The following is a 23,009-nucleotide window of genomic DNA, read 5'->3' on the forward strand; positions in this document are numbered from 1 at the left end:
TTTTCAGCCCCCAATTGCCATCATAATAAGCGTCCGAATTAAGCTGACTGCAAATGCTGAAAATACACCCCATGCGATGACAGAACCAGCTAGTTTAAACATATTGCCGCCTACACCGAGCACATAACCTTCTGCTTTATGTTCCAAAGCAGCAGAGGCAATGGAGTTTGCAAATCCAGTAACAGGTACAGCAATTCCTGCTCCTGCCCATTGACCAATGTTATCGTATACTCCAAATCCGGTTAGCAAGCATGTTATGATGACAAGTGTAGCTACCGTCATACTACTGGAAATTTCCTTTGGGTAACCAAACCCTTTTCCATAAAGCATGTTTAATGCTTCGCCAATAATACAGACAAGCCCACCAACTAGGAAAGCCTTGAGACAATTAACAAAAATATTTGGATTGGGTCTATGCTTCTGAGCTAATTGATCATACGCTTTCTCTTGAGCTGTTTGTTGTTTATCCATTTTTTTACCTCCCAACTATCACATCATTATCCTTTGCGTTTGGAGGTTATTTATACTAGTTCATATAGAGGAGATAAACTCCATTATCTGTATATATAAAAATCCTACAAAAGATACAATCTCTTGTAGGATTTATTTTCGCTTTTATGGGCATGATTCGGAGCCTGCACATCATTTGGATAATGTGTGCAGACTTGTTGGATAGAGAGCAACTCCCCATCCTCCATGAAATTTTCGCTCTATCACCATCACTTCAACCAAGCCTCCTTGATACCAAATGGAGTCTCTAAGTTGAATGTGATAAGTGCAGAGCCATAATAGCTTATAAATTGGTGGGCCCTCAACTGGTTGTTGAGGGCTCGAAGGGTCGGTGGCCCAACCCCACTTCCGTACCAAAATGGTACTTCGGTGGGGCTCGGTCCACCAACCGGTCATGTGGGCGGGACACCCACATGACCGGTTATTTGCTGGAATCCCTTCCCTTCTACCCGCCGAAGCGGGTAAGCCGGGACCCGAAGCCCCTTCGGGGCTTCGGGAGGCTTTCGCCTCCTAACAGGGCTATAGCCCTGTCAGGTTGGGCCAAGCCCAGGGAAAGGGTGTTTCCGTCTAGACCGACTTCGAGAGAGCTACAACGCCCCTCCGTCGACTGCATTCCCCTCGAACGCCACATACTCCTCATGGTCATGTCATATTACCAATCAACGTAAAGCCGTGGGCTTTCTCTCAAAAGTGCTATTCGCAACAAGATCCAGACTTTCGTCTAGAAATTGCAACGGATAACCGCATTTGAATTGAGAAAGCAAAGGATATTCCTCCACAGTTTACGCCAATGGCAATACACACCCACAAAGTAGTAGTGACGCACGAAGTTGTGCAGCCGAACGAAAAAACGATGTAGCCCCCCCAAGCCGGGTTCAACTTATGGATAGTATATCACGAGAGGATTAAATTGTGTGCTGAATATATAAATTTATTTTTGTTTTATTAATATGTCAAAAAAACTACCAGATGTTACATCTAGTAGTTTTAGAAATTTTACAAATTATTTGAAACATGATTATTATGGGTTTCAGATATCTCATTCAATGCTTCACTAGCTTCATTCTGATATGGAGATCTGACTGCAAGATCACCTAAGGAAACAATCCCTACCAACTGATCTTGATCCACGATTGGCAGGCGTCTGATCTGTGCTTCTGCCATTTTTTGTGCAGCATCGTCAACAGACATATCTGGTGTACCATACACCAAATGATCTGACATAATAGTATTGATTTGGCATGAATTTGGTTTTTTCTCTGCAATCCCTCTTGTGACAATGTCTCTATCTGTAATAATCCCTTTTAAGTGACCATCTTGACAAACAGGAACCATCCCTACATTTTCATTTCTCATGATGACAGCTGCTTCGAATACATTATCATCTGGAGAGAGATGGGCTATATCCGTAGACATAATATCTCTTACTTTATGCATACCTATATACCTCCTTTTCTCCCTCTAGCGTAACCGGAAATCAAGGCAGTCATGCATCCTACAAGAAAGAGGTGAGCAAAGTAGGCTTATCTATCTCTTTTGTTCCCTCATGTAAGTATTGAAGAGCACCTTTGACCAATAACTCCAATCCAACCTTCATCGCTTCCTCATCTACATCAAACCGTGGATGATGGTGTGGTGCTGTGATACCTTTTAGCTCATTGCCAGCACCTACAAAGCAAAACGTACCTGGAATCTCATATAGATAATAGGCAAAGTCTTCCCCACCCATTAATGGATCCATCTCCTCTACTTTCTCTTTACCAACAATTTGTTCTGCTACTTTACGCAGCCGCTCGGTTTCTATAGGATTGGTAATCAGCGGAGGATACCCCTTACGAATTTCTATTTCATATGTAGCGCCATACATATGACAAGTATCATGAACAACTTCTTTGATCCTACGGAGCAAAAACTCCCTGATGTCAGGGGAGAATGCACGAACCGTTCCTTTCCACTCACATGTATCCGAGATTACATTGGACGCTTCTCCACCATGGATACTCCCGATAGAGATAACTGCAGAACGAACTGGATCTATTTGCCTGCTGATAATCGACTGGATATTGACAATTGCGTGGGATGCAACAGCAATGGCATCCGTTGTAGTATGTGGTAAACCACCATGTCCACCTTTTCCGATGATATTTACTTTAAAAACATCACTAGACGCCAGCATATGTCCAGCTCGATATGCAACATATCCAGTTGGTAATGGAGACCATAAATGAACGCCATAAATGGCATCTACCCCATCTAAAACTCCTGCTTCTATCATTGATTTTGCTCCGCCTGGCAGCAATTCTTCCGCATGTTGAAAAATAAATAAGATATTTCCGTATAATTGCGATTTCATTGTCGTAAGAATAGATGCTGCACCCATTAGCATTGCCATATGACCATCATGACCACAGGCATGCATAACTCCAGGGATACGTGAGCGATAGGCACAATCTTTTTCATCTTGGATGGGCAGTGCATCCATGTCAGCACGTAAGGCAATGGTTGGACCTGCATAGTGTCCGCGAAGAAGACCCGTTACTCCACCACCTCCCACACCTGTCCGAACTTCTAAACCCAAACTTTCCAAGTGTGCTGCAACACGCTTGGAAGTCTCTCTTTCCTGAAATGAAACCTCTGGATATTGATGAAATGTTCTTCTCCATGATACTAACTGTGGAAACAGTTCCTCGATCCTTTGTTTCATAAACTTACTGCTACTTTTACACATAGACCTATGTCCATGTGAAAATTGTTCGATGTTTCCTCCTAACAATCAGTTGTTAGAAAAAAAGCAAAATAGAAAATATTCAACTGATATGTCAGTAGAAATCATTCATCCCATCGCAACCCATTTTCAGCATCCTTTCAGACATATATCTATTGGTAGCAGTGTACACCTGCCTTTCTTGGAATATTAAGTGTTATTGTTGAACATTCGAAACGAATCATTTACACCTCCTTACCAATTTCTTTGATTTGTTACCTTGCTTTCCATTGGGGTAACATACTATCATGATTTAAGTAGAGCGTATCATACACTTTAGGGGGGTCACCAAACATGTTCTTTCCAGATGCAAAAACAAAAGGTTTTAAAAAAGAATTTAAGGAAATCGAACAGTTGATGAAAAAGCTTGGCTTTACTCGCTGGGCTTGGGATTACAAAAAAGTTACATATGATTACAAATATACGGTGGATGGAGTTGATTATTACCTCAGGCTCCCATGTCGCGTCGTAAACGACAAGCAATTAGAACATCCAAAAGCAATTGTGGAAACAGATATCCCAGTATTTGCACGGCATTTCTTCCCACATGGATTAGATAATGATGCAGCAATTCCAGAAAAAATTCAATCTGATGTGATTGAAAAAATTAGTGAAGTGGAAAAAAATTTATCTGCATAACGGAAAAAGAGAAGAGGCGGAAGGAATCCTTCACCTCTCTTTTTTTATTCAAAAGTAAAATGGAAAAAGAAAACTACCCATTCGGCAGCTTTCTTTTCCACTCATTTACTTGCTCCATTTAACCAATACCATTTTCTAGACTATCTATATCCAAGTGGCGAGCATTTTCTTTTAACTCAACGCCTTCGACTTTTACGTTTACTTCCACCACTTGTAATCCAGTCATATTCTCAATCGCTTGCTTAACCTCTTCTTGCAGGCGATAACACACATCATGAATAGGGACAGCAAATTCAACAATCACACGAAGATTGATAATCGTCTCTACTTCACCAACTTCAACGGTGACTCCCTTGCTCATGTTTTTCCCGCCTACACGTTTTGCCCAACCCTCTGTTATGCCACCTGACATACTGGAAATCCCGGTTACATTACTCGCTGTTAGACCTGCAATTACTGCTACTACATCATTTGATATCTGAATCAAATTTTGTTTTGTCATATCATGTATGCTACTCATTGCGAAGTAGCAGTGTTCCCCCCTTTCCCCCTGATAAAATGACGAACGAGGAAACCTATGTCGGAAAATTCAAATCAAATGGATACAACTACATTCTATACAAATTTGAACCTTATTTCAAATCCTTTAACTCACTTTGTAACCGGCGATTTTAACCATCATTTGAACTTGAGGATGCGTTAAATTAACTTTATAACCATAAAATATTTTATTTTGTATCTCTATTTCATACGGAAGCAAATACTTTCCTTTTATCAATCGATTGAATAAATGATTGGATTCTAGTTCATCTAAATGAAATTTTCGCGATATATCATTTTTAATCCAAGTGCTACCATAACTTTTCCCTATGTTGTTTGGATCGCGATACCATTCATAAATTTGTACAACAGTATTGTGAATTAATCGATCTACTTGAGAGAGAGTACTTAATTTTTCGACATTTAAAAATTCAAGCAGATTATGCGCTTGATCACAAAACTCATGTAGCTGAGCAGATTTGGATAAACTCTCATCCCAAAGACAAAATAACTCCACCCTTTTCCCTTTTGACCATAAGCGATCCAACAAAGGAATCATATCTTGATCTGCGCTCACAATCACAAACGTATGAATTTCAGGAATCTGAAAAAGCACTTCCATCGTATCCAAACAAAGCTGTATATCAGCTGCATTTTTACGATCTTTACCTTCTCGTCCATTGCTGTATACTTGATTTACATGAACTCGTTTTTTTTGTAAACTCATCATGGATAAGTCAACTTGTTCAAAATCTGCATATGCTTCCATCATTCGGATCGAATCTTTGCCATAGTATTCAGATAAGCGAACAAACAAATTATGGGAGTCATCGGGATGGTCCGGGTCCATATGGTACTTTTTTAGCCCATAGTAAACATTTTCTAAATCAATGAAAATAGCTGTATCCTTCCGATAATCCACTCGCAGCCCCTCCTTCCATATTTAAGCATGTTGGGAATATTCTCTGAATATTATCGTTTTCCTGCTTTTTTCTGATGATAAACATTCGACTTTTGAAGGAAACATATTGACAAAATCCGAGTTTTTTGTATGTAAGTTCCCTGTTAGCAAATACTAAAGCAAAGGAGTAAATGCACATGAATCAAAAATGGTTTTATCCTGCCCTCATTCTGTCTACTATCGCAAGTGCAGCAGCAAAATTTCTTGGCGGCGGACAGTCCCTGCAATTTGCACTGGCTTGTTTGTCGTTACTATTTTGGGCAGGACTACTAGGAAAAGCTACAGAAAATGTAGCACATTATGCAGGTGAACGCCTCGGCGGACTATTGAATGCAACCTTTGGAAATGCTGCCGAATTGATCATCGCCATCTTTCTTGTAAAAGAAGGATTATTCGACATGGTAAAAGCAAGTATTACTGGATCGATCATTGGAAATTTATTATTAGTACTAGGATTAAGCCTTTTCGTTGGTGGATTAAAATTTAAAATTCAAAATTTCAACCCTCTGCTCGCTGGGCATAATGCCTCATTAATGATGCTAGCCGTTATTGCTTTGGTTGTTCCAGCAGTCTTCTTAAGGGATCATAAAACTGTATCCCCAAGTGAAGTAGAAACAGTAAGTATTATCATCGCTTCTGTACTTATCATCGGGTACTTCCTCTGGCTTTGTTTCTCCCTTATTACGCATAAAAAAGAACTGGGAGAAAGCATAGACGGGGCTCCCAATACGCAGCATGAAGAACCTGATTATTCCAAAGGGATGTCCATCTTACTATTGGTGGTTTCTACTGTATTTGTTGCCATCCAAAGTGAATGGCTTGTACATACTGTTGAACATGTAGCAAAATCTCTCGGTTGGTCTGAATTGTTCGTAGGGGCTTTCTTAATCGCAATCATCGGGAATGCTGCTGAACATAGTGCCGCTATCTTCCTTGCTATGAAGAATAGAATCGGAGCTGCTGTGGAAATCGCCATTGGTAGCAGCTTACAAATTGCTTTGTTTGTAGCACCAGCACTGGTATTTATTAGTCTTTTATTCAATAATCCAATGGATCTTATTTTCACCCCTTATGAACTGACCGCCATTGGTGTCTCCGCTATCATCGCCTCTTCTATCTCTAGGGATGGTTCAACCAACTGGTATGAAGGTACACTTTTACTAATTGTATATATTATCTTAGGAACTGTATTCTTTGTTGTTTAGTCCACCAATGGTGGGCTTTTTTACTATTTGGTAGGGAAATAACAGGGTATAAAAGAAATAAAGAGAATGGAGGTTGATGGAATATGTCTATTTGGCGTTACGAACGAGAGGTAGAAAATATTAAAATTGAAATCGCACGATTAGAAAAGTTGATGAATGAAAAACAAGATGATTTTCAAAGAGCTACGAAACGGGGAGACGAGACAAAAGCAAGGCATGATCGCCGGGAACAACTACGGATCAGCAGCAAAATCCGTTTACTCACACGTGAATTAATTTTAGCTGAGCGCAAACTTGAGACGGAAGCAGAAGAGACAAATACAAAAATATCCCCTACCATTAGTGGGGATATGCTAACCTTCTAAAATGAGTGTATATAAATCAGCTAATTTTTGCTCCAATTCATGAAGAATCTGTTGTCCATCTTCTCGATAGATCAACCCAACACGAACAGCAAAATCGATCTCGCGTGATAAACCAAACATTTGTGTATCTAATACTTCTTCATAAAGTGGACACTTAGGTAGAGTTAAGTTGGCGAGTTGAACTCCGATCAACTGCTCTATCTTTTTTGCATCTTCTCTCAACAGAAACAATGCTTTTTGATGTATATCGGTCTCAATCGGAACGGCCAAGAATGAAACCCCCTATCTACCGCAGGCTCACGGTTCTTCCTTGAATTTTAGTCTCTCATATATAATATAATAGTCCTATTCACCCTATGCTACAATCAGTTTATCATGAATAAGATCATTTTTGCAAAAGACGATAGAGAAGAGGATACCTATGCATGACATTATTTTAATTACAGGAAATGTAAAATTTAACATAACACTCGATCCAACGATTTGGATTTTTGATGATCGACGCTTTGAACTTGCCGATCGAATCACGGAAACAGAAGGATTAGCGATCGAAATAGAGCCGTTTATCCTCCATGCTGAACCCGCTGAGAACACAACCAAAGCAATTTGCCACCTCGAAGATGGGGAAAACATTACCATTTCGCTCGCAACTCTGCTAAGCAGCTATCTTTGTTTTGCGATTGATGGAAAACCGGTAAAAGATGGAGGACCAGCCTTGCTGTATTTTGCTGATGGATCGAATAAAGAAAATCCGATAAAAGGAATCCAGCAAATAGAATTGGTGTAACATACTACCAAATCCCCGAAGAAGACTGTGTGAACATAGTCATTCTAAGGGGGTTTTATTTCTAAATACAAGATTCACTCAACTATAGCTCACGCATACCACTAATATTCTATTATTTCTAATAATTATCTACTTCTATGGGTACCTTTTTGATAAAATGAAGGTAAGTTGCTTGGAAGGTGAAACATGACCGAACCATGCAAACCGTCCTCTAATCACCTACAAGAAAGGAAAAGGAAAAAAGAGGACGAAAGTAGGTACCATATAGTTGGTGTTAGTGAAGTGAACGGAGGAAAAGTGGCTGCGAAGTGCCCTTGGTGTAAAAAGAAACACGATGGCAACTGTCCAGGCGCACAGAAGAAGTCGGACAGAATCCAAGTGGGCAGACCGACTAAGCCCCGCAAGTGCGGTTGGTGTGGTAAAAAGCACACGGGAAGCTGCCGCGCAAGTTTCTAAGCCAATTGCAATTCGGTACGCCTTAAGCCAGTAAGGCTTCTTACAACTCGTGTACCTTCTTCCGCTGTTCATCTCTTATTCCCTGCCTGTACAGAGATAAACAAAAGTCGAAGGAACAAGTGTCTCAGACACTCGCAACACAACGATATGTACCTACGGAGGCGTTCCTTTTCAACCAGAAAAGGGGCGTGCTAATTTTATAGGGCTCTATTTTGTTTCCTACATAATCGACCAATCAAAAGATATTCCCCGTCTAGGTATATACACCTAGACGGGGAGTGGTCAACAATCCATCACTCGTCCTGAGCGGACCAGTATTGGATTAGCTTACCATTCTTATCAAAAGTCAAGATTTCATCCACAGAACCATCCGTATAGACCAGAATGCTATTACCCTTGATCTCGACTTTCTCCACTTCTCCATCAGAACCAAAGGCAGCGAAATAGCAAGATAGGAAAGTATTTCGCACCTTATTATTGTATCGGACCTCTAGGATGCCGCTCATTCCCTTACACTCACCAGCACCTTCTAGTGGAACAATATAAGCGTTCTTGAAGTCGGGATTATTCACTGTTTTCGTGTAATTTCCAGGAATGGACATGAAAGCTCCTATATGTGTGGTATCTGGACACATTTATTATATCGCCATCTGAACAAAAGTGCACTGAATGTTTGTTCATGCATGAAAAGCACATATTTAGATTCTCTTAAATTTGGAAACACCAGACATTGATAAACTGGTGTTTGATAAATATATCCCATGATCTCGCAGTCTTATCATTGCCCTTATTGAAAATTTGTTTTCCTTTCCTTGTTACATACTTCTATTTGGTTTAATCTTAAGTTTCATCGTCATTTCGGTATTCCAAAATATCCCCTGGCTGACATTCCAAAGCCTTACAGATCGCCTCTAAAGTTGTTAATCGAATCGCTTTTGCTTTCCCATTTTTCAAGATAGAAAGGTTAGCCATTGTGATTCCAACTCGCTCCGCAAGTTCTGTCACACTCATTTTCCTTTTCGCCAGCATCACGTCTATGTTGATGATAATCGCCATCTTATTCACCTCAGATCAGACTACTAAATCATTTTCCGCTTTTATCGCTATGGCATCTTGCAGAAGTCGTTGAAGAACAGCAGCAAAGACAGCAACAACCATGGAAACAAAAATAAAAACCATTCCGATTACGATGATACCTGGAGCGTCGTCTTTCTCTGCTATAAGATAGAATAGGGGCATACCTAAGACATATAAAATACTGACTGCGATTGCACATTGTTTTATCTTCTGTATAGCTCTTACCGATAATTCCGAAAAAGCTTTGTTCTTGTCAATGTAGTTTAAAAGTTTAAAAGCTTGATACAAAGCAATGTAAAAAGGTATCGCTGTTGCATACAAATCGATAAAAACGAGATATTTCAAATAAGAAATATCTGGATACAATTCCGCTGCAAACCCTGCTATCTCAGGAACCAAAAAGATGCACAAAGCAAGGACTGGAATTCCAATGAGAATAACAGCTATCTTTAAAAAGAGGGTTGTACCTTGTTTCATAAAAAAGCACCTCACGTATTAATGGTTGATTTGACTTTACCATATTATTTATCGCTTAACAATAAATAAATATCGCATAAGGATTTATTTTTGTTGTTGTGCAAGTAAACTGTTTTGTTTTAGAAAGAATAAAAGCATTTCTCATGATGAGAAATGCTTGGTACAACTTAAAACTATTTCATTTATGATTATTTTTCCACTAGTGATGAGAGTGAGAAATTATAATTTAGTTTGTCAATCAGAAAAATCCATTGCAAATCATCTCCAAATATCCTTATAAGTAAATATATAGAGAATCTCTTATGTTTCTTTAGATCTAACAGACACCAATCCTTGTAGAACTGGTGTCTATTCAATAATTTTTACTATCTTGCAGCCTCATTACCCATAAAGAAAATAACAAGATTAGAGTATTTCATTAGTCCTCCATCTTGGAAGATCAATTTTAGTTGTACAAGTATCTTTAGGTCAATAGTATCTATGATTTTGCAGTTTCATCATCATCAATTATATAGGTATTGGGAATATTAAAAAATATCATATAAATCCGCCTCCAATCTCCATCCCAATTTCCTTTGCAGAAAATAAAACTCCTCTGCCCATTGAGAAAATTCTTTTCTATGATCCATTTTATCAAAGCACCCAATTAATTCATACACAGCAGTACACTTTTGTTTAAAATAATCATGCTTATCGCATAGCTGGACTGCTTCTTTAAAATATATGATCGCTTTATCATATTGTTTCTGTTTTTTTATACAAACCCCAGATATGATCAAGATTTTTACTAGTCGAAAATCATCTTTTATCTTCCGTCCAACGGAAAGAGCATTTTTCATACAATCTTGGGCTTTTGCCCATTTGTTTTGCATGGTGTACAAACTCGTCAGATAAGTGTAAGTATCAGCATGTCTTCGTGGTGATTTCTGTTCTGCATCCATATCTAAAGCGAGATAGAAATATTCAAGTGCTTGTTCATACATTCCTTGTTTGAGATAGATACTTCCTAAGATGTTTAAAAAATCGAGTAACAAACTTTTTTGTGATAGATTACATTGAGTGATTTCTATGCTGTCTGCGCAACATCGCTCTGCTTCGTCGAGTTCATTATTTTTCATCAAAAGGATACAGTGCAATTTATGTAAAAGCAATTTTACCCGCATTCTTTGAATTTGATGAATCGACGACCAAATTCGTTTTAAAAGTAAATATGATTCTTTTATAAATCCAGATCTATATAAGTAAAAAATATGATTACAGATTAAAGCATATTTAATTTCATTTTGCTCCTCTGCTTTAAATTGCTTTAACCCTTTCTCTACATGATAAATAGCTTCCTGTAAATTATTTTTCCGATAACAACAAGTACTTAATTCATTATGACACTTTGCAATTAGATGTTGTTTGGCTGTTAAAATTTGTTTCTTACAAAGTTCAATGGTCTTATCCCAAAGCTTTTTAGCTCTTTCTATATCATTATAAGCAAACGCTTGTAATCCTTTTAGATAATTGGCATAGGGATATAAGGCATGGTATTCACTAGGCATGTACCTGTTAAGTAATACTTTTGTCTGTGCTAAATCCTTATCATCCAACATACTCTCCACACATTCCAATTTCCTTCGCAATATCTCCATCTCCAACGATTCCCGTCGCTTTAACTCCTCTACTCCCTCCCGATCATATCCAAGCATCTCAAACAAATAATAGACCTTACTCTCCGAAGGGTTACCCTCCATATTCTCGATATTGGAAATCGTCCCCACAGAAATATTCTCGTCTTTCAAGTTCTCCAAAGTAAGCCCTTGATCCAATCTGATCTTTCTTGCTAGGTATGCAAGCAGCAGTAAATCGTTTTGAACATTCATTTGTTCTCTCACCCTAACCATATTCCATAAATTTATTCCATATTATGATTGATTGGTCATATAATGGCAAATATTCATTTTTCATTTGAGATGATAAAAAGAATTGAGGAATACTTTTTTAGATCTCTGTTGAGGTGGAATTTATCAGAAATATTCAAACGGCTTGAGAGATGAGACTGAAAATTTGGTTATAGAAGGGTTAGAAGGGATCCTTTGTCAGATATTTTGCGAATGAAAGCTATTTTCTAATAGGCTCATCTGTCATTGGGACTGTAACCAATCAGCTAAGCTTTTGTAGAAATCTCTTGGATTATCCATCATCATGAAATGACCTGCTTCTGGAATGCTGTACTTTTTTATTTTTTGTAGAGGGCTGTCCAAATAAGAGCACTCTGTTTTTTCCCCCTGCACGTAGGTTTTACGGGTAATCGATTGGAACAGTTTTAACAACTCCCCGCTGTCCGACCAGTGCACCAACGAACGAGCACTCTGATAAAAGGCTTTTGGGTCACTTTGCTGACACCATACAGCCCAAGTGAGCAAGTCGGGTTTCTTTGAGGTTTTCAGTTTATGCACAAATTCATCAAAGCCGCTTTCGATGAAGCTTTGTTCTGTTTGTTCTGCTACTTGTCTACTAACTAAACCAGCGTCTTGTGAAACCAAATTTCCTTCTACATTAAAAAAAGAACAGAGTTGTGGCAGATGTTGTGCAGCTAAGAGACCTATGGCACCTCCCATGCTGTGAGCCACTACATGCAGTCGTTTTGCGTTGATGTTCCTTACTACTTGGATCAATATATCAGCTTGTGCTTGTAGGTCATAGGAGAATTGATGAGATTGATCTGAGTCACCAAAACCGATGAAGTCAAACGTACATATTGAGAAATCATGCAACTCAGGGGCTTCAAAGGCTTTAGTGAACGATTCTTGGGAACATCCCAATCCATGTACAAATAAAATCAATTCATCTGAAGTTCTCCGCTGTCTTGTTGCTACTGTTAACTCATCCCCAGCGTAATCTAAACAAATAGGAATATGCTCCATTTTTATTCTCCTTTACGAATAGATCTTATGGCTCCATTTTATCAATGAATGAAGTCAGATTATAGAGAATAATCCTGATCCAATCCGATCTTTCTAGCTAGATAAGTAAGTAGTGGTAGATCGTTTTTGAATGTTCATTCGTTTTTTTCTGTTATTTAATAGCAAATATTCATTTTTCATTGAATGGCATGAAGAATAGTGAAAAGCATTTTGGTTAAACGGCTTATTTATTTGTTTTTGGCTTTTTATCATCAGAGATATTCAGTAATTTTACTAGAAAGGATTGAAAAATTGATTATTGATGGAAAATTATACATTTAGATATAATCTAGGTAGATAAATCGATAAGAGTGAAAGCAGGTATCTTTCTAGTTAAGATGGAAACCTCTTGATCTCATTAACTGTATATTTAGTCTTTTTGATTCATGATTATGAAAATCAAAAAGGGAGGTATCCAAACAAATGACCAACCATCCCCTCTTCTTACAACAAATTGACCCTAGATTGGATCATGGAAAACAAAACGATTCCGCTTGAAGTAACAAACTCACTCCAAGTGATAGCAGATAAATATCAGTACTCCGCTGATCAAATGCATCAACATAAGGTACAAGTGGTTGATGAGCTACACCAGACAGAAAAAGGGTATATCACTACCTTTTTGTTCCCAAATGGATTAGATGATAATGAACGATGGTTGCACGCACTCGTTCGAATGGAAATACGACGATTGCATCAAATTTGTAATTCTAGAAAAAAAGGGTGAGGAAAATGGCTTTGCAATTACAGGTAGAAGGCTGTCAAGAGAAGGTGAAAGCATTTGATGAGTCTTTGAGGGCAATATCTCAGTGGCGTTTTTATAATCGATTGCTGACTTCGATTGGAGAAAATGAACTTAGAATGGATTATTTGTTGGATGAAAAGCTTTATGAAAAACCTTCTTTACCAACGAGAAAGGTAAGCAAGCTGTTTATCACAGGTGAGCATGGGGAGCAGATTGAAATTGTTCTGCTCGATGCTCATGTAGTGGATATGGGCAACGCTACCTATGTACACGGTAAGAGCTATGATATTTTTGCTTGTTGTAACAAGCCATGAGAATGAAATACGAAAAAGCTACTTTAAGAAACCTATCTTTTTTTATTTGATCGAACAATAACTAAGCAGTTGTTGTATGGGGGAACAGTCAAATGATAGCTACAAGCTCTTTCTTACACCGTGCTTAATAACAAGCTCTTCTGATAGTTTCTTGCATATATGGTGTAAACAAAAAAGCAGCCCTTCCTTTGATTTTAAATATGGAATTGTTATATTCCTCTGAAATATATGTATGCTATACTCGATACAAGCGCACACTTGACTGTTCGGAGGCTCACATGCTCACCCCTTATCGCCCCTTCTCCTGGGCCAACCCCTTCTTCGATGCCACCATCAACAACGTAGCCCACTACTACGGTATCACACGTGAGTGGCACTCCTTCGCCCCTCCCGTTCGTAACAGTAATCTGGCGAAGCAGCTGATCAAAAAAATGATCCCGATCAAGTGGGATGACCAGAAGTCGGAGCTGCACGGAGAGCGTCGGTTCTACACTCGTCTTCAGTTGCTGCTCAAGACCATGAACACTGACCGTGTTGATGCGATTCGGCTGATGCTGCAGGCGGTCCGCCATCACTTCGATGCAGACAAGATCCTCGCTGACACGCTGGAATGCCGATGCCGGGAGAAGTCCAACGAGAACGTCGACGAGGCGGAACTGGCAGCTGCCATCTGGGAGGAGCTCGCCACTTCTCCGGAGCGAGTGCGGCTGCTGGATGAAGCGGATAAGCTTCAGCAGCAGGTGGAGCTGCTTCTCGACTGAACCAAGTGTTCAGCAAACGGGACGATTTACTTCTAGGAGTTAGGTCGTCCCACCACTTATCATCAAATCTTTCTTCTATACCTGCATTCATGGTTATCCTTTATTCTCGTTGCATCCACCAAACTTTCAGTGCGACATGGGGGCGGTTCTTGTGTTGCATACTTGAGCATATAAAAATGAATTTACAAAGAAAAAGTACTTGATCATAAAATCGAGTACTTTTGTTATGTGGGCAATAAATCATGCTCGTTTTTCTTTTTAAAAATCACTTCCACCTCAACACCTAAGGCATCTGCATGCTTGATGAGAGAAGAAAGGGTGAGACTACTTTCTGCATTTTCAACTCTAGAAATAGCACTTTGTCTTGTGTTCCATTTTTTAGCCAATTCTGATTGGGGCATTTTGCTTCTTTCTTAGCTTAATAAGATCAAGAGCAATCTTTTCTTCCAATTTGGCTTTTTTGTATAGCTCCTCAAATTCTGGATTAGCTACTATCTGTTCGCTAATAAATGTTTTAATGAAACTCATGTCGTCACTTCCTCCGATCGATTAAGAAAATCTTTTAGATACCTTATCGCCTTTTCATTTCACGGCGTGGGGTCTGTTGGGATTTCTTCGTAAACCCATTAGTGAGAACAATCTTTATACCACCCAAAGAAAAAGGTAATACACGGAAAATATTACTCTTCCATGGTAAGTTTCCTCAAAAAAGCGATCGTCACCATAATGGTAACGATCGCTGCTTTTTTTCTACTTCAAATTCTCCGGATTCAATGCTTTCAAATCTTCGACCACAAACAAACCATCTTTGCGGATCAACTCACCATCGAAATAGATCTCGCCACCGCCGTACTCTTTGCGCTGAATACATACGAGATCCCAGTGAATCGCAGATCTATTTGTGTTATCTGCTTCTTCATATGCTTGACCTGGTGTAAAATGGAAGCTGCCATTGATCTTCTCATCAAACAAGATGTCTCTCATGGGATGATCAATATTTGGATTTACGCCAAGGCTGAACTCTCCAATAAATCTAGCACCTTCATCCGTATCAAAGATTTGATTGATTTTCTCAGTATTGTTTGCTGTTGCATCGATAATTTTGCCATCTTTGAATGTAAGGCAGACATTATCAAATAAGAAACCATTGTAAATGGTTGGTGCGTTGTATTGAACTGTCCCATTAACGGAGTTTTTCACGGGAGCAGTGAAAACTTCTCCATCTGGGATGTTATGTTCTCCTGCACAGCTGATAACCGGAATTCCTTTGATGGAAAACTGTAAATCTGTCCCAGGTCCTTTGATATGTACATGATCTGCTTGTTCCATTCTCTTTACCAGTGGCTCCATTGCTTTCGCCATTTTGACATAATCGACGTTGCATACATCAAAGAAATATTTGGTAAAACCTTCCGTACTCATATTCGCGAGCTGTGCCATGGAACCAGAAGGATAGCGAAGTACTACCCATTTCGTATTATTAACACGCTCTTCTGTATGAATAGCATGAGAATAGATACGGCTGTACAAACTCATTTTTTCATCTGGAACATCGCTGTATTCGCTGATGTTTTCACTTCCACGAATTCCGATATAACAATCCATCTGCTTCATTTGCTGCAAGCCAATTTGCGTCCAAGCGTCTAAGTGAGCTTCGTTTGTTCCCATCAATAAGCTTCTATGAACCTGTTGGTCCGTCAGTTGGACAATCGGAATACCTTGTGCTTTATATACTTCTTCTACAAGTGCGATCGCTAATTCTTTATCATTACCAAAAAGATCAATCATTACCTTTTCCCCAGGCTGTACCCGACAGGAATGATTGACTAAAATATGAGCTAAGGTAAAAATTCGCTCATTTACCATAATTATCTAACCTCTTTCCCAAATTATTATTGGCAGGTAAAATAGATGAGGTAATACAATACCTTCCATTTTATCAGAAACAGTTTTATGGCAAAAGGAAAATAAAAAAATTAGGAGGAAATTTAAATGTTTCACGTTCAGAAACCAACAGGACCAAAAGAAGCACAATATACATCGATGACAAGACAACTGAAATCCCTCTTGGAAGATGAGCGCGATTGGCTGGCCAATCTATCCAATACAGCCAGTTTTCTAGCCCACTCCCTACATGATATCAATTGGGTCGGTTTTTATTTGCTAAAACAAAACGAATTGGTATTGGGTCCTTTTATGGGGAAACCCGCTTGTGTCCGCATCGCTGTTGGCAAAGGTGTTTGTGGAACTGCTGTAGCAGAAAACCGTACACAAGTAGTATCTGATGTCCATCAATTCCCTGGACATATCGCTTGTGATGCGGACTCTCAATCCGAAATTGTCATCCCTCTTGTAGTAGATAATAAGATCATTGGTGTATTGGATATAGATAGTCCAATCGTAAATCGATTTGAAACGGTAGATAAAGAATACTTAGAGCAGCTTGCTTCCATTCTCATTGACGCAACAGACTGGGAAAACATCTGCTTGGATGTTTAAAGCTTAGAAAGGAGAAAATATGAAAAAAATTAGTTTAGCTTATCAAATTTTAATAGGTTTGGTTCTTGGAATTATCGTAGGTGCTGTTTTTTATGGCAATCCAAAAGTGGCGACCTTCTTACAACCGATTGGTGATATTTTTCTTCATCTGATCAAAATGATTGTTATCCCGATTGTTGTTTCGACCTTGGTCGTAGGGGTAGCAGGCACAGGGAGCTTTAAAAAGTTAGGAAAATTAGGCGGAAAAACACTTCTTTACTTTGAAATTATTACGACAGTTGCTATTCTAATCGGACTGCTTATAGCAAATGTATTTCAACCCGGTCATGGTGTAGAAATGCAAAATCTGCAGAAAAGTGATATTGGCTCTTACGTCTCAACAGCCAAAACGCAAGAGAGTCATAGTTTTGTTGATACACTTGTCAATATCGTGCCCACCAATATCGTAGAATCCTTAGTAAAAGGCGATATGCTCGCTATTATATTCTTTTCTATTATGTTAGGACTAGGAATTGCTGCGATTGGAGAAAAAGGGAAACCAGTTTTGCAGATATTCCAAGGAATCTCTGAAGCGATGTTTTGGATAACTAACCAAGTCATGAAGTTTGCACCATTTGGTGTTTTTGCACTCATTGGTGTGACGATATCTAAATTTGGATTGAGTTCCCTCATCCCTCTAGGAAAATTAGCAATATGTGTGTATGGTGCAATGATTTTCTTTATTATTGTTGTCTTAGGTCTGGTAGCAAAAATAGTCGGAGTAAATATATTCCATATCATTCGGATTCTAAAAGACGAACTTATTCTGGCTTACTCGACTTCCAGTTCTGAAACCGTTCTTCCTAAAATTATAGAGAAGATGGAGAAGTTTGGCTGCTCTAAAACTGTCACCTCTTTTGTGGTACCGACCGGCTATTCCTTTAATCTTGATGGTTCTACCCTTTATCAAGCATTAGCAGCATTGTTTATCGCTCAGATGTATGGCATCGATATGCCAATCAGTAAACAGATTACATTGGTACTTGTATTGATGTTGACCTCCAAAGGAATCGCAGGAGTACCGGGTGTATCGTTTGTCGTCTTGCTTGCAACGCTTGGTTCAGTGGGAATTCCAATGGAAGGACTTGCCTTTATCGCCGGTATCGACCGTATTCTCGACATGGCACGTACAGTAGTAAATGTGGTTGGGAACTCGCTTGCTACTGTTGTTATTTCGAAATGGGAAAAGCAGTATGATCCGGAAAAAGGGAAAGCTTATTTGCAATCTGTTCGTAGCGCAGTGTAAAAAATTACAATTATTATTTTTATGAATGGTTTTCTATAATAAGGTCATAAGTAATAGGCTCGACTAGGTAGGTCACGTGAAACCGGAAATGAATGAATACGAGGGTCCCCGTTGTGAGTGCCGTTCACCCAAGTGCACTTGTAAAAACGCCGTTCTCCAACGTGGAGTTACCTGCTCGGACTGCAAGGATGGATCGCACGTCTACTGGGGTAAGCGTTAAGACCTCTAATCGAGGCTAGGACTTGGGCGATCCGATCGATGACGATCTGGATCGCCCGCCTGCAATCATTCCTATATCGTAGAAAAGCATGGCAAATGCCATGCTTTTTATCTTTCTACTACTATTGTTATCCATACCACGTTTCACACTAACCTAAAAAAGAAATTACTGGGGGAAAATCATATCTGTCATAAATTACAATTGTATTTTTAATCAAAAAAGTTCTATAGTAAGTTAGAAGTAGTTAGGTACTAGTAGGCAGGTATCGTGAGCAACACTATCACTGGCAAGGTCGTCTTCCACCGTGGAGAGCACTTCTGTGCATGCTCCAACACCCCGCTGCAAGCCGCAACACGTAATCCCGCTCGTTGCGAGTGTGTGGTAAAGGTGCAGGTGGCTGGACAGATATGTGAACACTGCGGGATTGAGTTCCACGTATATCTGGACGCCTAGCCCTGGCTCTTGGGTGATCTGATCCTTCACGATCCGATCACCCGCCCATCATATAAAATGAACGACTCATATAGATAAAAGCATGGCATGTGCCATGCTTTTACTTTTCTACTAATACAGCATTGTCTGCTCCACGAAACACTTGATACATCCGATAAGCTCTTCTCATTTCTTCTTTCATCCATTCTGGAAAAGGCTCATTCGCTAAGTTTTTCATATCTACCCAACGATAATCGTCATGTTCTGGACTCAGTTTGATGTCACCAGCTGGGTTACAACATGCAAATTTCATGATTACCAAATGCTTTTCATCCATCAACTCATCATAGATATATGCGGGAGAAATAACTTTCACACTTAGGCCTGTCTCTTCTTTCACTTCACGAGCCAAAGCATCCATGATCAATTCTCCTGTTTCTAATCCCCCACCTGGAAAATCCCATCCGTGGGAATGGCGATCTTTTCTCTCTTTTTTCGAACGTGTGAGAATGAGCACGTGATCTTGATCAAAAATGATTGCTTTTGGAGCGATTTTAACTGGTTTTTTCACGTTTTCACCTGCCTTTATTTCAGACGGAAAAAGGTAGAACTAGCAGTAGCAATCAATTTTTCCCGCTCATCTTTTACCTTGCTTTCCATCGTGATAATGGTTTTGCCTTTTTTAACAAACTTGGTATAAGCATAAAGCCAACCTTCTTTTCCTGGCGAGAGAAAATGAACTTGCAGATCAATCGTTACAGCGCTTGTCTCTTCTCCCAATGCTTGAACGGCTGTCGCCCCCATCGCTGTATCAATAAACGTCGCAGTTATGCCGCCATGTAAAATCTTATATCGATTTTTCAATTCATCCGTCACGCACATACGATGAATATAAACATCTTCCTTCTCATCATAACGCATAAATTGAAAATTCATCATCTCTTCAATATAAGCAAGGGGACTTACTCGCGTGCGTTTTAGAGCTTGGACTAATTTGTGGATAGTATTGATTTCTACTTCTGATAGGTCTTGAATTTCGGATTGTAGTTTCTCAAGTGTCATATACATCGTCCTTCTCATTTGTCTCGTCTTTATTATAGTTTTTTTCGGCTCACTCTACACCCCATCTCTAGTCAAGTTTCAACATTTTAAATATAATAAAAGTACCGTCGTCTAGATAAAAGGAGAAAGAGATGATTAGGGTTAGCCCTGAACAGCTGGTCGACGAACTTCAGCGCAAGCTTACGGACAACCGGATATACGTGAATGTGGTTCTCCGAAACGGACGAGTTGAGGTCTCAACTGGGAAGGTCCCTACTGATGTGACTGGCATGTCTGTTGATGATGCTTATAAGCTCATCGAACAGAAGATGGATATGGCAGCCGCCCAGAAGAAGTAAGGGTCATTCCTTGCGTTCCTCAGGTAAGTCTTATCACCTACCTGAGGAACCATCTTACAAATAATTATAGATATTTTATTTATAACTAATGAAAATTATTTAAAATTCAAATATAATAGGTAGGTATTGTTTCCACCATTCTAGGAGAATCCACATGTCCAAGGCTCAGGATTTCGCCACCCTCCTGCATAATGATCCTATACTTGATGGTTTGATAACCGTCTATGTGCTTGAGGGCGGGCATCTTGCTGTCGGTCATAAGAAAAAGACACACAAGAAACGTGTGACTTGGGCTCCGGATAAACTGGCAGAGGCTTCCTATAAGGACGTTATGAACGAAATAACGAAGAAGCTTCTCTCCTAGTATTTGTGCCCCCAATGGCTTATAGCTATTGGGGGCACAGCTGTTTAAAACATAACGTTGCCAATATTATGCCTGTTTGCTAAGATAAAGATGTAATATCACTCCGAAATATAGATATAGGAGTTCAAAATGGCTAAGAGTGTGGAAGCACAGTATGCCGAGAAGCTGCGGGATCAGCTTGGTGACGAGTTCGAGGTTAAGACCGAGAATGGTGAGGTAAAGATCACTCGTCGCAAGCCTGAGATCAGCCACCGAGTTTCCAAGATTACGCGGGCTGATCTGGAACCCAAGCGGATTGCTAAGGATGCAGATCATATCCGTGAGGCGCTGGGTAAGTAATTTCAGCATCTGATACACCCCCTCAGATAGAATTCACCTATCTGAGGGCTTAATTCCAAACACAACAAACCCTTGGGTAAACTTTGGGTTTTTTTGATTCCATCCTTTTCAAAGGATCACATTTTGTTATAATAGTGCTTATTTCATAAATGGAGCGAACAGCAAACATGCGCTTACGAAGAAATCCTCAGGCGATTGAACTACTTACTTCTCATCCTCTCAGTGTCACAGACTATGCGGCTAGGCAGGGAAATTGGAAGGAGCTCTTTGCTAACCCTCATCCCATCTATGTAGAACTGGGTACAGGCAAAGGACAATTTCTAGCTAAAGCATCCACGATTTATCCAGAAATCAACTGGATTGGTGTAGAGAAAATACAAGAACCTCTTTTACTAGCTGCACGAAAAGGCGAGGAAACTGGCAATACCAATGTCCGATATTTGTGGATGGATATTGCCAACCTACAAGAAGCATTCTCCCCCGGTGAGGTTGATCGATTTTATCTCCACTTTAGTGATCCGTGGCCAAAAGCAAGGCATTACAAACGCCGGCTGACATATCGAGATTTTTTAAAGGCCTATGAAACACTGCTTTCTCCTTCTGGTGATCTGATTTTAAAAACAGATAGTGAAAGCTTGTACCAGTTTTCCGTAGAAGAGCTTCAGGAAACCGGTTGGGATATCGTCGAACAAAGTGATGACCTGCATCAAAGTGAGTGGGCCAAAACCAATATTACTACGGAGTATGAAGAGAAGTTTTCAGCTCTTGGTATGCCTATTTATTACTTACGTGCAGTCCCAAAACATACCGAACTCTAAAAATCAATAGATCTAGTTGAAAAGAGAAATAGGTATCCAAAGACAAATTGTGATGATGGTTATGCTAGAATCCCCAAAAAGCCACAGATTATTTGGCGAAACTCTTTATGCGTAATTATAACGAAAAATCAAAAACGTTCTACATAAAAAGACTAGTCCACTAGTCTTTTTTATCGTTCTCCAATTTCCCCTCGCTTATCTTTCCAACTGGCAATAAATCAAAAAAGGATGATATACTAGAGTTTGTAAGGATTCTCTACAGAAAGAGACCATACCATGAGTACGAAGATCCAGATTGATACTCCCATGAGCCGATCTTGGGAGATCAGTACTGATATTGATCCAAAGGATTTTGAGGTAAAGCCTACATTCCGCCGTGATTTCTGGTATCAGATCATCTCCTTCACCATTGGTGACAAGGAATATGAAGTGGAAGTGGGCAGTACTGTTGTAAGGATCGATCTTGTACGAGCCAATGGACAGCCTATCCCGAAGTATCGGTTTGGTGATAATCCACGTTTCAGGGGTCTTGAACGGGTCACTGGAGTGAATAGCACTGGTGCACCATTGGGAGAAACCCTCAAGAAAAACGACAAGAGGGAGCTTAGCCTCAATGGTGTCAAGATCATTGAGGTCAAGAGCCTGCGTTAATCCTTCAAGGTATAACAGACAATCATGACCAATGTTTCGAGGTAGCTTCGCGCTATCTCGAAACACCAAATCAACTGTTATACGAACAAAATTTCATTTATACTCCCTCTTTCCCTCTCTTTTTATCTCTTCTAAAAGCTATCCCCAGATAAACCAAAATACTAGAATCAACAGCACTCTCACTGATATACTCCATACATTCTAACCTGTCATTTACATACCAATATAGACAGTTGGATTTGTTTTTATAAAAATTTACCAAAGAACAGGAACCTCCTTGAAATGCACCCCTGTTCCCTGTATAATACTTGTTTGTATGGCTCTAGAAATATCCCTCCTACGGGAATATGAGGATAGCACGCAAACGATAGGTGAAGGGATCACCCTCACTGATTCGCCCTATAGATTATAGGTACCTACTCCTACCGCCGCTATCCGGATGAGTATGG

At 39.6% G+C, this 23,009-nt stretch carries 33 protein-coding genes; 15 read left to right on the top strand and 18 right to left on the bottom strand.

Annotated features, from left to right (window positions below; translation table 11 throughout):
- Positions 1-3: 3 nt before the first annotated feature.
- From spoVAC to GSM42_RS12085, 4 genes are all read right to left on the bottom strand, one after another.
- Positions 4-471 (bottom strand): stage V sporulation protein AC, encoded by a 468-nt coding sequence (spoVAC, locus tag GSM42_RS12070; RefSeq protein ID WP_160801792.1) that lies wholly within the window; start codon positions 469-471, stop codon positions 4-6.
- Positions 472-642: 171 nt separating this feature from the next.
- Entirely contained in the window at positions 643-906 is a 264-nt protein-coding gene (locus GSM42_RS12075; protein ID WP_160801793.1) for a hypothetical protein, read from the bottom strand.
- Between the two features lie 600 nt (positions 907-1,506).
- A complete protein-coding gene (locus GSM42_RS12080; RefSeq protein ID WP_160801794.1) occupies positions 1,507-1,947 on the bottom strand; it encodes a CBS domain-containing protein in 441 nt (146 codons plus the stop codon).
- A gap of 58 nt (positions 1,948-2,005) precedes the next feature.
- Complete coding sequence (locus GSM42_RS12085; protein WP_160801795.1) at positions 2,006-3,214, bottom strand: amidohydrolase; 1,209 nt, start codon at positions 3,212-3,214, stop codon at positions 2,006-2,008.
- A gap of 354 nt (positions 3,215-3,568) precedes the next feature.
- Here GSM42_RS12085 and GSM42_RS12090 point away from each other — a divergent pair, with 354 nt between their 5' ends.
- A complete protein-coding gene (locus GSM42_RS12090) occupies positions 3,569-3,913 on the top strand; it encodes a YugN family protein (protein ID WP_160801796.1) in 345 nt (114 codons plus the stop codon).
- A 118-nt stretch (positions 3,914-4,031) separates the two neighbouring features.
- Here the strand turns inward: GSM42_RS12090 and GSM42_RS12095 are convergent, their stop codons facing one another.
- Together GSM42_RS12095 and GSM42_RS12100 are read right to left on the bottom strand one after the other, a co-directional pair.
- On the bottom strand, positions 4,032-4,433 hold the full coding sequence (locus tag GSM42_RS12095) for an Asp23/Gls24 family envelope stress response protein (RefSeq protein WP_237446581.1): 402 nt from the start codon (positions 4,431-4,433) through the stop codon (positions 4,032-4,034).
- A gap of 126 nt (positions 4,434-4,559) precedes the next feature.
- Complete coding sequence (locus GSM42_RS12100; protein ID WP_160801798.1) at positions 4,560-5,375, bottom strand: NYN domain-containing protein; 816 nt, start codon at positions 5,373-5,375, stop codon at positions 4,560-4,562.
- Positions 5,376-5,551: 176 nt separating this feature from the next.
- On the opposite strand from GSM42_RS12100, the gene cax reads away from it, so the two are divergent.
- Positions 5,552-6,619, top strand: a complete 1,068-nt coding sequence (gene cax, locus GSM42_RS12105; protein ID WP_160801799.1) for a calcium/proton exchanger — start codon at positions 5,552-5,554, stop codon at positions 6,617-6,619.
- Positions 6,620-6,702: 83 nt separating this feature from the next.
- On the top strand, positions 6,703-6,984 hold the full coding sequence (locus tag GSM42_RS12110) for a hypothetical protein (protein ID WP_160801800.1): 282 nt from the start codon (positions 6,703-6,705) through the stop codon (positions 6,982-6,984).
- Here the strand turns inward: GSM42_RS12110 and GSM42_RS12115 are convergent.
- Positions 6,973-7,254, bottom strand: a complete 282-nt coding sequence (locus GSM42_RS12115; protein WP_160801801.1) for an Fpa/YlaN family protein — start codon at positions 7,252-7,254, stop codon at positions 6,973-6,975. The two genes, GSM42_RS12110 and GSM42_RS12115, sit on opposite strands and share 12 nt — an antisense overlap.
- Before the next feature lie 151 nt (positions 7,255-7,405).
- Between GSM42_RS12115 and GSM42_RS12120 the strand changes: the two genes are divergently transcribed.
- Both GSM42_RS12120 and GSM42_RS12125 read left to right on the top strand, forming a co-directional pair.
- Positions 7,406-7,771, top strand: a complete 366-nt coding sequence (locus tag GSM42_RS12120) for a hypothetical protein (RefSeq protein WP_160801802.1) — start codon at positions 7,406-7,408, stop codon at positions 7,769-7,771.
- 334 nt (positions 7,772-8,105) lie between these two features.
- Positions 8,106-8,261, top strand: a complete 156-nt coding sequence (locus GSM42_RS12125; RefSeq protein ID WP_160801803.1) for a hypothetical protein — start codon at positions 8,106-8,108, stop codon at positions 8,259-8,261.
- 259 nt (positions 8,262-8,520) lie between these two features.
- On the opposite strand, the gene GSM42_RS12130 is transcribed toward GSM42_RS12125, so the two are convergent.
- From GSM42_RS12130 to GSM42_RS12150, 5 genes are all read right to left on the bottom strand, one after another.
- Positions 8,521-8,829, bottom strand: a complete 309-nt coding sequence (locus GSM42_RS12130) for a hypothetical protein (RefSeq protein WP_160801804.1) — start codon at positions 8,827-8,829, stop codon at positions 8,521-8,523.
- Between the two features lie 238 nt (positions 8,830-9,067).
- Positions 9,068-9,283 (bottom strand): helix-turn-helix domain-containing protein, encoded by a 216-nt coding sequence (locus tag GSM42_RS12135; RefSeq protein WP_160801805.1) that lies wholly within the window; start codon positions 9,281-9,283, stop codon positions 9,068-9,070.
- A 15-nt stretch (positions 9,284-9,298) separates the two neighbouring features.
- Positions 9,299-9,781, bottom strand: a complete 483-nt coding sequence (locus GSM42_RS12140; protein WP_160801806.1) for a DUF2975 domain-containing protein — start codon at positions 9,779-9,781, stop codon at positions 9,299-9,301.
- A gap of 527 nt (positions 9,782-10,308) precedes the next feature.
- On the bottom strand, positions 10,309-11,649 hold the full coding sequence (locus GSM42_RS12145) for a helix-turn-helix domain-containing protein (RefSeq protein WP_160801807.1): 1,341 nt from the start codon (positions 11,647-11,649) through the stop codon (positions 10,309-10,311).
- A 261-nt stretch (positions 11,650-11,910) separates the two neighbouring features.
- Positions 11,911-12,693 carry an alpha/beta fold hydrolase gene (locus GSM42_RS12150; RefSeq protein ID WP_160801808.1) on the bottom strand — a complete coding sequence of 261 codons (783 nt, stop codon included), beginning with the start codon at positions 12,691-12,693 and terminating at the stop codon, positions 11,911-11,913.
- 511 nt (positions 12,694-13,204) lie between these two features.
- On the opposite strand from GSM42_RS12150, the gene GSM42_RS12155 reads away from it, so the two are divergent.
- The 3 genes from GSM42_RS12155 to GSM42_RS12165 all read left to right on the top strand — a co-directional run bounded on the left by GSM42_RS12155 (position 13,205) and on the right by GSM42_RS12165 (position 14,552).
- Positions 13,205-13,459, top strand: coding sequence for a hypothetical protein (locus GSM42_RS12155; protein WP_160801809.1), 255 nt, complete (start codon positions 13,205-13,207; stop codon positions 13,457-13,459).
- A gap of 5 nt (positions 13,460-13,464) precedes the next feature.
- Entirely contained in the window at positions 13,465-13,791 is a 327-nt protein-coding gene (locus GSM42_RS12160) for a hypothetical protein (RefSeq protein WP_160801810.1), read from the top strand.
- Positions 13,792-14,069: 278 nt separating this feature from the next.
- The gene (locus tag GSM42_RS12165; RefSeq protein ID WP_160801811.1) at positions 14,070-14,552 is read left to right on the top strand and encodes a hypothetical protein; all 483 of its coding nucleotides are present in this window, start codon (positions 14,070-14,072) and stop codon (positions 14,550-14,552) included.
- Between the two features lie 224 nt (positions 14,553-14,776).
- Here GSM42_RS12165 and GSM42_RS12170 read toward each other — a convergent pair whose 3' ends face one another.
- The 4 genes from GSM42_RS12170 to GSM42_RS12185 form a co-directional block, all read right to left on the bottom strand.
- Complete coding sequence (locus tag GSM42_RS12170; RefSeq protein ID WP_160801812.1) at positions 14,777-14,953, bottom strand: helix-turn-helix domain-containing protein; 177 nt, start codon at positions 14,951-14,953, stop codon at positions 14,777-14,779.
- Positions 14,931-15,080: a hypothetical protein gene (locus GSM42_RS12175; protein ID WP_160801813.1), complete on the bottom strand. Its 150-nt coding sequence runs from the start codon at positions 15,078-15,080 to the stop codon at positions 14,931-14,933. Before GSM42_RS12175 ends, GSM42_RS12170 begins: the two co-directional genes overlap by 23 nt.
- 43 nt (positions 15,081-15,123) lie before the next feature.
- Entirely contained in the window at positions 15,124-15,231 is a 108-nt protein-coding gene (locus GSM42_RS12180; protein ID WP_160801843.1) for a type II toxin-antitoxin system RelE/ParE family toxin, read from the bottom strand.
- Positions 15,232-15,302: 71 nt separating this feature from the next.
- Positions 15,303-16,418 carry an aminopeptidase gene (locus tag GSM42_RS12185; RefSeq protein WP_160801814.1) on the bottom strand — a complete coding sequence of 372 codons (1,116 nt, stop codon included), beginning with the start codon at positions 16,416-16,418 and terminating at the stop codon, positions 15,303-15,305.
- Between the two features lie 126 nt (positions 16,419-16,544).
- Between GSM42_RS12185 and GSM42_RS12190 the strand changes: the two genes are divergently transcribed.
- Together GSM42_RS12190 and GSM42_RS12195 are read left to right on the top strand one after the other, a co-directional pair.
- Positions 16,545-17,051, top strand: a complete 507-nt coding sequence (locus GSM42_RS12190; RefSeq protein WP_160801815.1) for a GAF domain-containing protein — start codon at positions 16,545-16,547, stop codon at positions 17,049-17,051.
- Between the two features lie 19 nt (positions 17,052-17,070).
- Positions 17,071-18,336 carry a cation:dicarboxylate symporter family transporter gene (locus tag GSM42_RS12195; RefSeq protein ID WP_160801816.1) on the top strand — a complete coding sequence of 422 codons (1,266 nt, stop codon included), beginning with the start codon at positions 17,071-17,073 and terminating at the stop codon, positions 18,334-18,336.
- Between the two features lie 773 nt (positions 18,337-19,109).
- Here the strand turns inward: GSM42_RS12195 and GSM42_RS12200 are convergent.
- Together GSM42_RS12200 and GSM42_RS12205 are read right to left on the bottom strand one after the other, a co-directional pair.
- Positions 19,110-19,559: an NUDIX domain-containing protein gene (locus tag GSM42_RS12200; protein ID WP_160801817.1), complete on the bottom strand. Its 450-nt coding sequence runs from the start codon at positions 19,557-19,559 to the stop codon at positions 19,110-19,112.
- A gap of 14 nt (positions 19,560-19,573) precedes the next feature.
- Positions 19,574-20,050, bottom strand: coding sequence for a PaaI family thioesterase (locus GSM42_RS12205; RefSeq protein WP_160801818.1), 477 nt, complete (start codon positions 20,048-20,050; stop codon positions 19,574-19,576).
- Positions 20,051-20,181: 131 nt separating this feature from the next.
- Here GSM42_RS12205 and GSM42_RS12210 point away from each other — a divergent pair, with 131 nt between their 5' ends.
- From GSM42_RS12210 to GSM42_RS12230, 5 genes are all read left to right on the top strand, one after another.
- Positions 20,182-20,388, top strand: coding sequence for a hypothetical protein (locus GSM42_RS12210; RefSeq protein ID WP_160801819.1), 207 nt, complete (start codon positions 20,182-20,184; stop codon positions 20,386-20,388).
- 154 nt (positions 20,389-20,542) lie between these two features.
- On the top strand, positions 20,543-20,752 hold the full coding sequence (locus GSM42_RS12215) for a hypothetical protein (protein WP_160801820.1): 210 nt from the start codon (positions 20,543-20,545) through the stop codon (positions 20,750-20,752).
- Between the two features lie 129 nt (positions 20,753-20,881).
- Positions 20,882-21,091 carry a hypothetical protein gene (locus GSM42_RS12220; RefSeq protein ID WP_160801821.1) on the top strand — a complete coding sequence of 70 codons (210 nt, stop codon included), beginning with the start codon at positions 20,882-20,884 and terminating at the stop codon, positions 21,089-21,091.
- 167 nt (positions 21,092-21,258) lie between these two features.
- Entirely contained in the window at positions 21,259-21,909 is a 651-nt protein-coding gene (gene trmB / locus GSM42_RS12225; protein WP_160801822.1) for a tRNA (guanosine(46)-N7)-methyltransferase TrmB, read from the top strand.
- Between the two features lie 276 nt (positions 21,910-22,185).
- The gene (locus GSM42_RS12230) at positions 22,186-22,560 is read left to right on the top strand and encodes a 2Fe-2S iron-sulfur cluster-binding family protein (RefSeq protein WP_160801823.1); all 375 of its coding nucleotides are present in this window, start codon (positions 22,186-22,188) and stop codon (positions 22,558-22,560) included.
- The last annotated feature ends 449 nt before the right edge of the window (positions 22,561-23,009 follow it).

The organism is Shimazuella alba, assembly GCF_009831235.1.
Classification (GTDB): Bacteria; Bacillota; Bacilli; order Thermoactinomycetales; family Thermoactinomycetaceae; genus Shimazuella; species Shimazuella alba.

Coding starts and splice junctions, on each gene's coding strand:
- GSM42_RS12125 (WP_160801803.1), top strand. CDS start 8,106: ATGGCAACTGTCCAGGCGCACAGAAGAAGTCGGACAGAATCCAAGTGG.
- GSM42_RS12145 (WP_160801807.1), bottom strand. CDS start 11,649: ATGAATGTTCAAAACGATTTACTGCTGCTTGCATACCTAGCAAGAAAG.
- GSM42_RS12075 (WP_160801793.1), bottom strand. CDS start 906: ATGACCGGTTGGTGGACCGAGCCCCACCGAAGTACCATTTTGGTACGG.
- GSM42_RS12080 (WP_160801794.1), bottom strand. CDS start 1,947: ATGCATAAAGTAAGAGATATTATGTCTACGGATATAGCCCATCTCTCT.
- GSM42_RS12110 (WP_160801800.1), top strand. CDS start 6,703: ATGTCTATTTGGCGTTACGAACGAGAGGTAGAAAATATTAAAATTGAA.
- cax (WP_160801799.1), top strand. CDS start 5,552: ATGAATCAAAAATGGTTTTATCCTGCCCTCATTCTGTCTACTATCGCA.
- GSM42_RS12190 (WP_160801815.1), top strand. CDS start 16,545: ATGTTTCACGTTCAGAAACCAACAGGACCAAAAGAAGCACAATATACA.
- GSM42_RS12095 (WP_237446581.1), bottom strand. CDS start 4,433: ATGAGTAGCATACATGATATGACAAAACAAAATTTGATTCAGATATCA.
- GSM42_RS12165 (WP_160801811.1), top strand. CDS start 14,070: ATGCTCACCCCTTATCGCCCCTTCTCCTGGGCCAACCCCTTCTTCGAT.
- GSM42_RS12205 (WP_160801818.1), bottom strand. CDS start 20,050: ATGACACTTGAGAAACTACAATCCGAAATTCAAGACCTATCAGAAGTA.
- GSM42_RS12085 (WP_160801795.1), bottom strand. CDS start 3,214: ATGAAACAAAGGATCGAGGAACTGTTTCCACAGTTAGTATCATGGAGA.
- GSM42_RS12215 (WP_160801820.1), top strand. CDS start 20,543: ATGTCCAAGGCTCAGGATTTCGCCACCCTCCTGCATAATGATCCTATA.
- GSM42_RS12135 (WP_160801805.1), bottom strand. CDS start 9,283: ATGGCGATTATCATCAACATAGACGTGATGCTGGCGAAAAGGAAAATG.
- GSM42_RS12120 (WP_160801802.1), top strand. CDS start 7,406: ATGCATGACATTATTTTAATTACAGGAAATGTAAAATTTAACATAACA.
- GSM42_RS12175 (WP_160801813.1), bottom strand. CDS start 15,080: ATGAGTTTCATTAAAACATTTATTAGCGAACAGATAGTAGCTAATCCA.
- GSM42_RS12155 (WP_160801809.1), top strand. CDS start 13,205: ATGGAAAACAAAACGATTCCGCTTGAAGTAACAAACTCACTCCAAGTG.
- GSM42_RS12150 (WP_160801808.1), bottom strand. CDS start 12,693: ATGGAGCATATTCCTATTTGTTTAGATTACGCTGGGGATGAGTTAACA.
- spoVAC (WP_160801792.1), bottom strand. CDS start 471: ATGGATAAACAACAAACAGCTCAAGAGAAAGCGTATGATCAATTAGCT.
- GSM42_RS12130 (WP_160801804.1), bottom strand. CDS start 8,829: ATGTCCATTCCTGGAAATTACACGAAAACAGTGAATAATCCCGACTTC.
- GSM42_RS12140 (WP_160801806.1), bottom strand. CDS start 9,781: ATGAAACAAGGTACAACCCTCTTTTTAAAGATAGCTGTTATTCTCATT.
- GSM42_RS12160 (WP_160801810.1), top strand. CDS start 13,465: ATGGCTTTGCAATTACAGGTAGAAGGCTGTCAAGAGAAGGTGAAAGCA.
- GSM42_RS12195 (WP_160801816.1), top strand. CDS start 17,071: ATGAAAAAAATTAGTTTAGCTTATCAAATTTTAATAGGTTTGGTTCTT.
- GSM42_RS12220 (WP_160801821.1), top strand. CDS start 20,882: ATGGCTAAGAGTGTGGAAGCACAGTATGCCGAGAAGCTGCGGGATCAG.
- GSM42_RS12210 (WP_160801819.1), top strand. CDS start 20,182: ATGATTAGGGTTAGCCCTGAACAGCTGGTCGACGAACTTCAGCGCAAG.
- GSM42_RS12185 (WP_160801814.1), bottom strand. CDS start 16,418: ATGGTAAATGAGCGAATTTTTACCTTAGCTCATATTTTAGTCAATCAT.
- GSM42_RS12170 (WP_160801812.1), bottom strand. CDS start 14,953: ATGCCCCAATCAGAATTGGCTAAAAAATGGAACACAAGACAAAGTGCT.
- trmB (WP_160801822.1), top strand. CDS start 21,259: ATGCGCTTACGAAGAAATCCTCAGGCGATTGAACTACTTACTTCTCAT.
- GSM42_RS12090 (WP_160801796.1), top strand. CDS start 3,569: ATGTTCTTTCCAGATGCAAAAACAAAAGGTTTTAAAAAAGAATTTAAG.
- GSM42_RS12230 (WP_160801823.1), top strand. CDS start 22,186: ATGAGTACGAAGATCCAGATTGATACTCCCATGAGCCGATCTTGGGAG.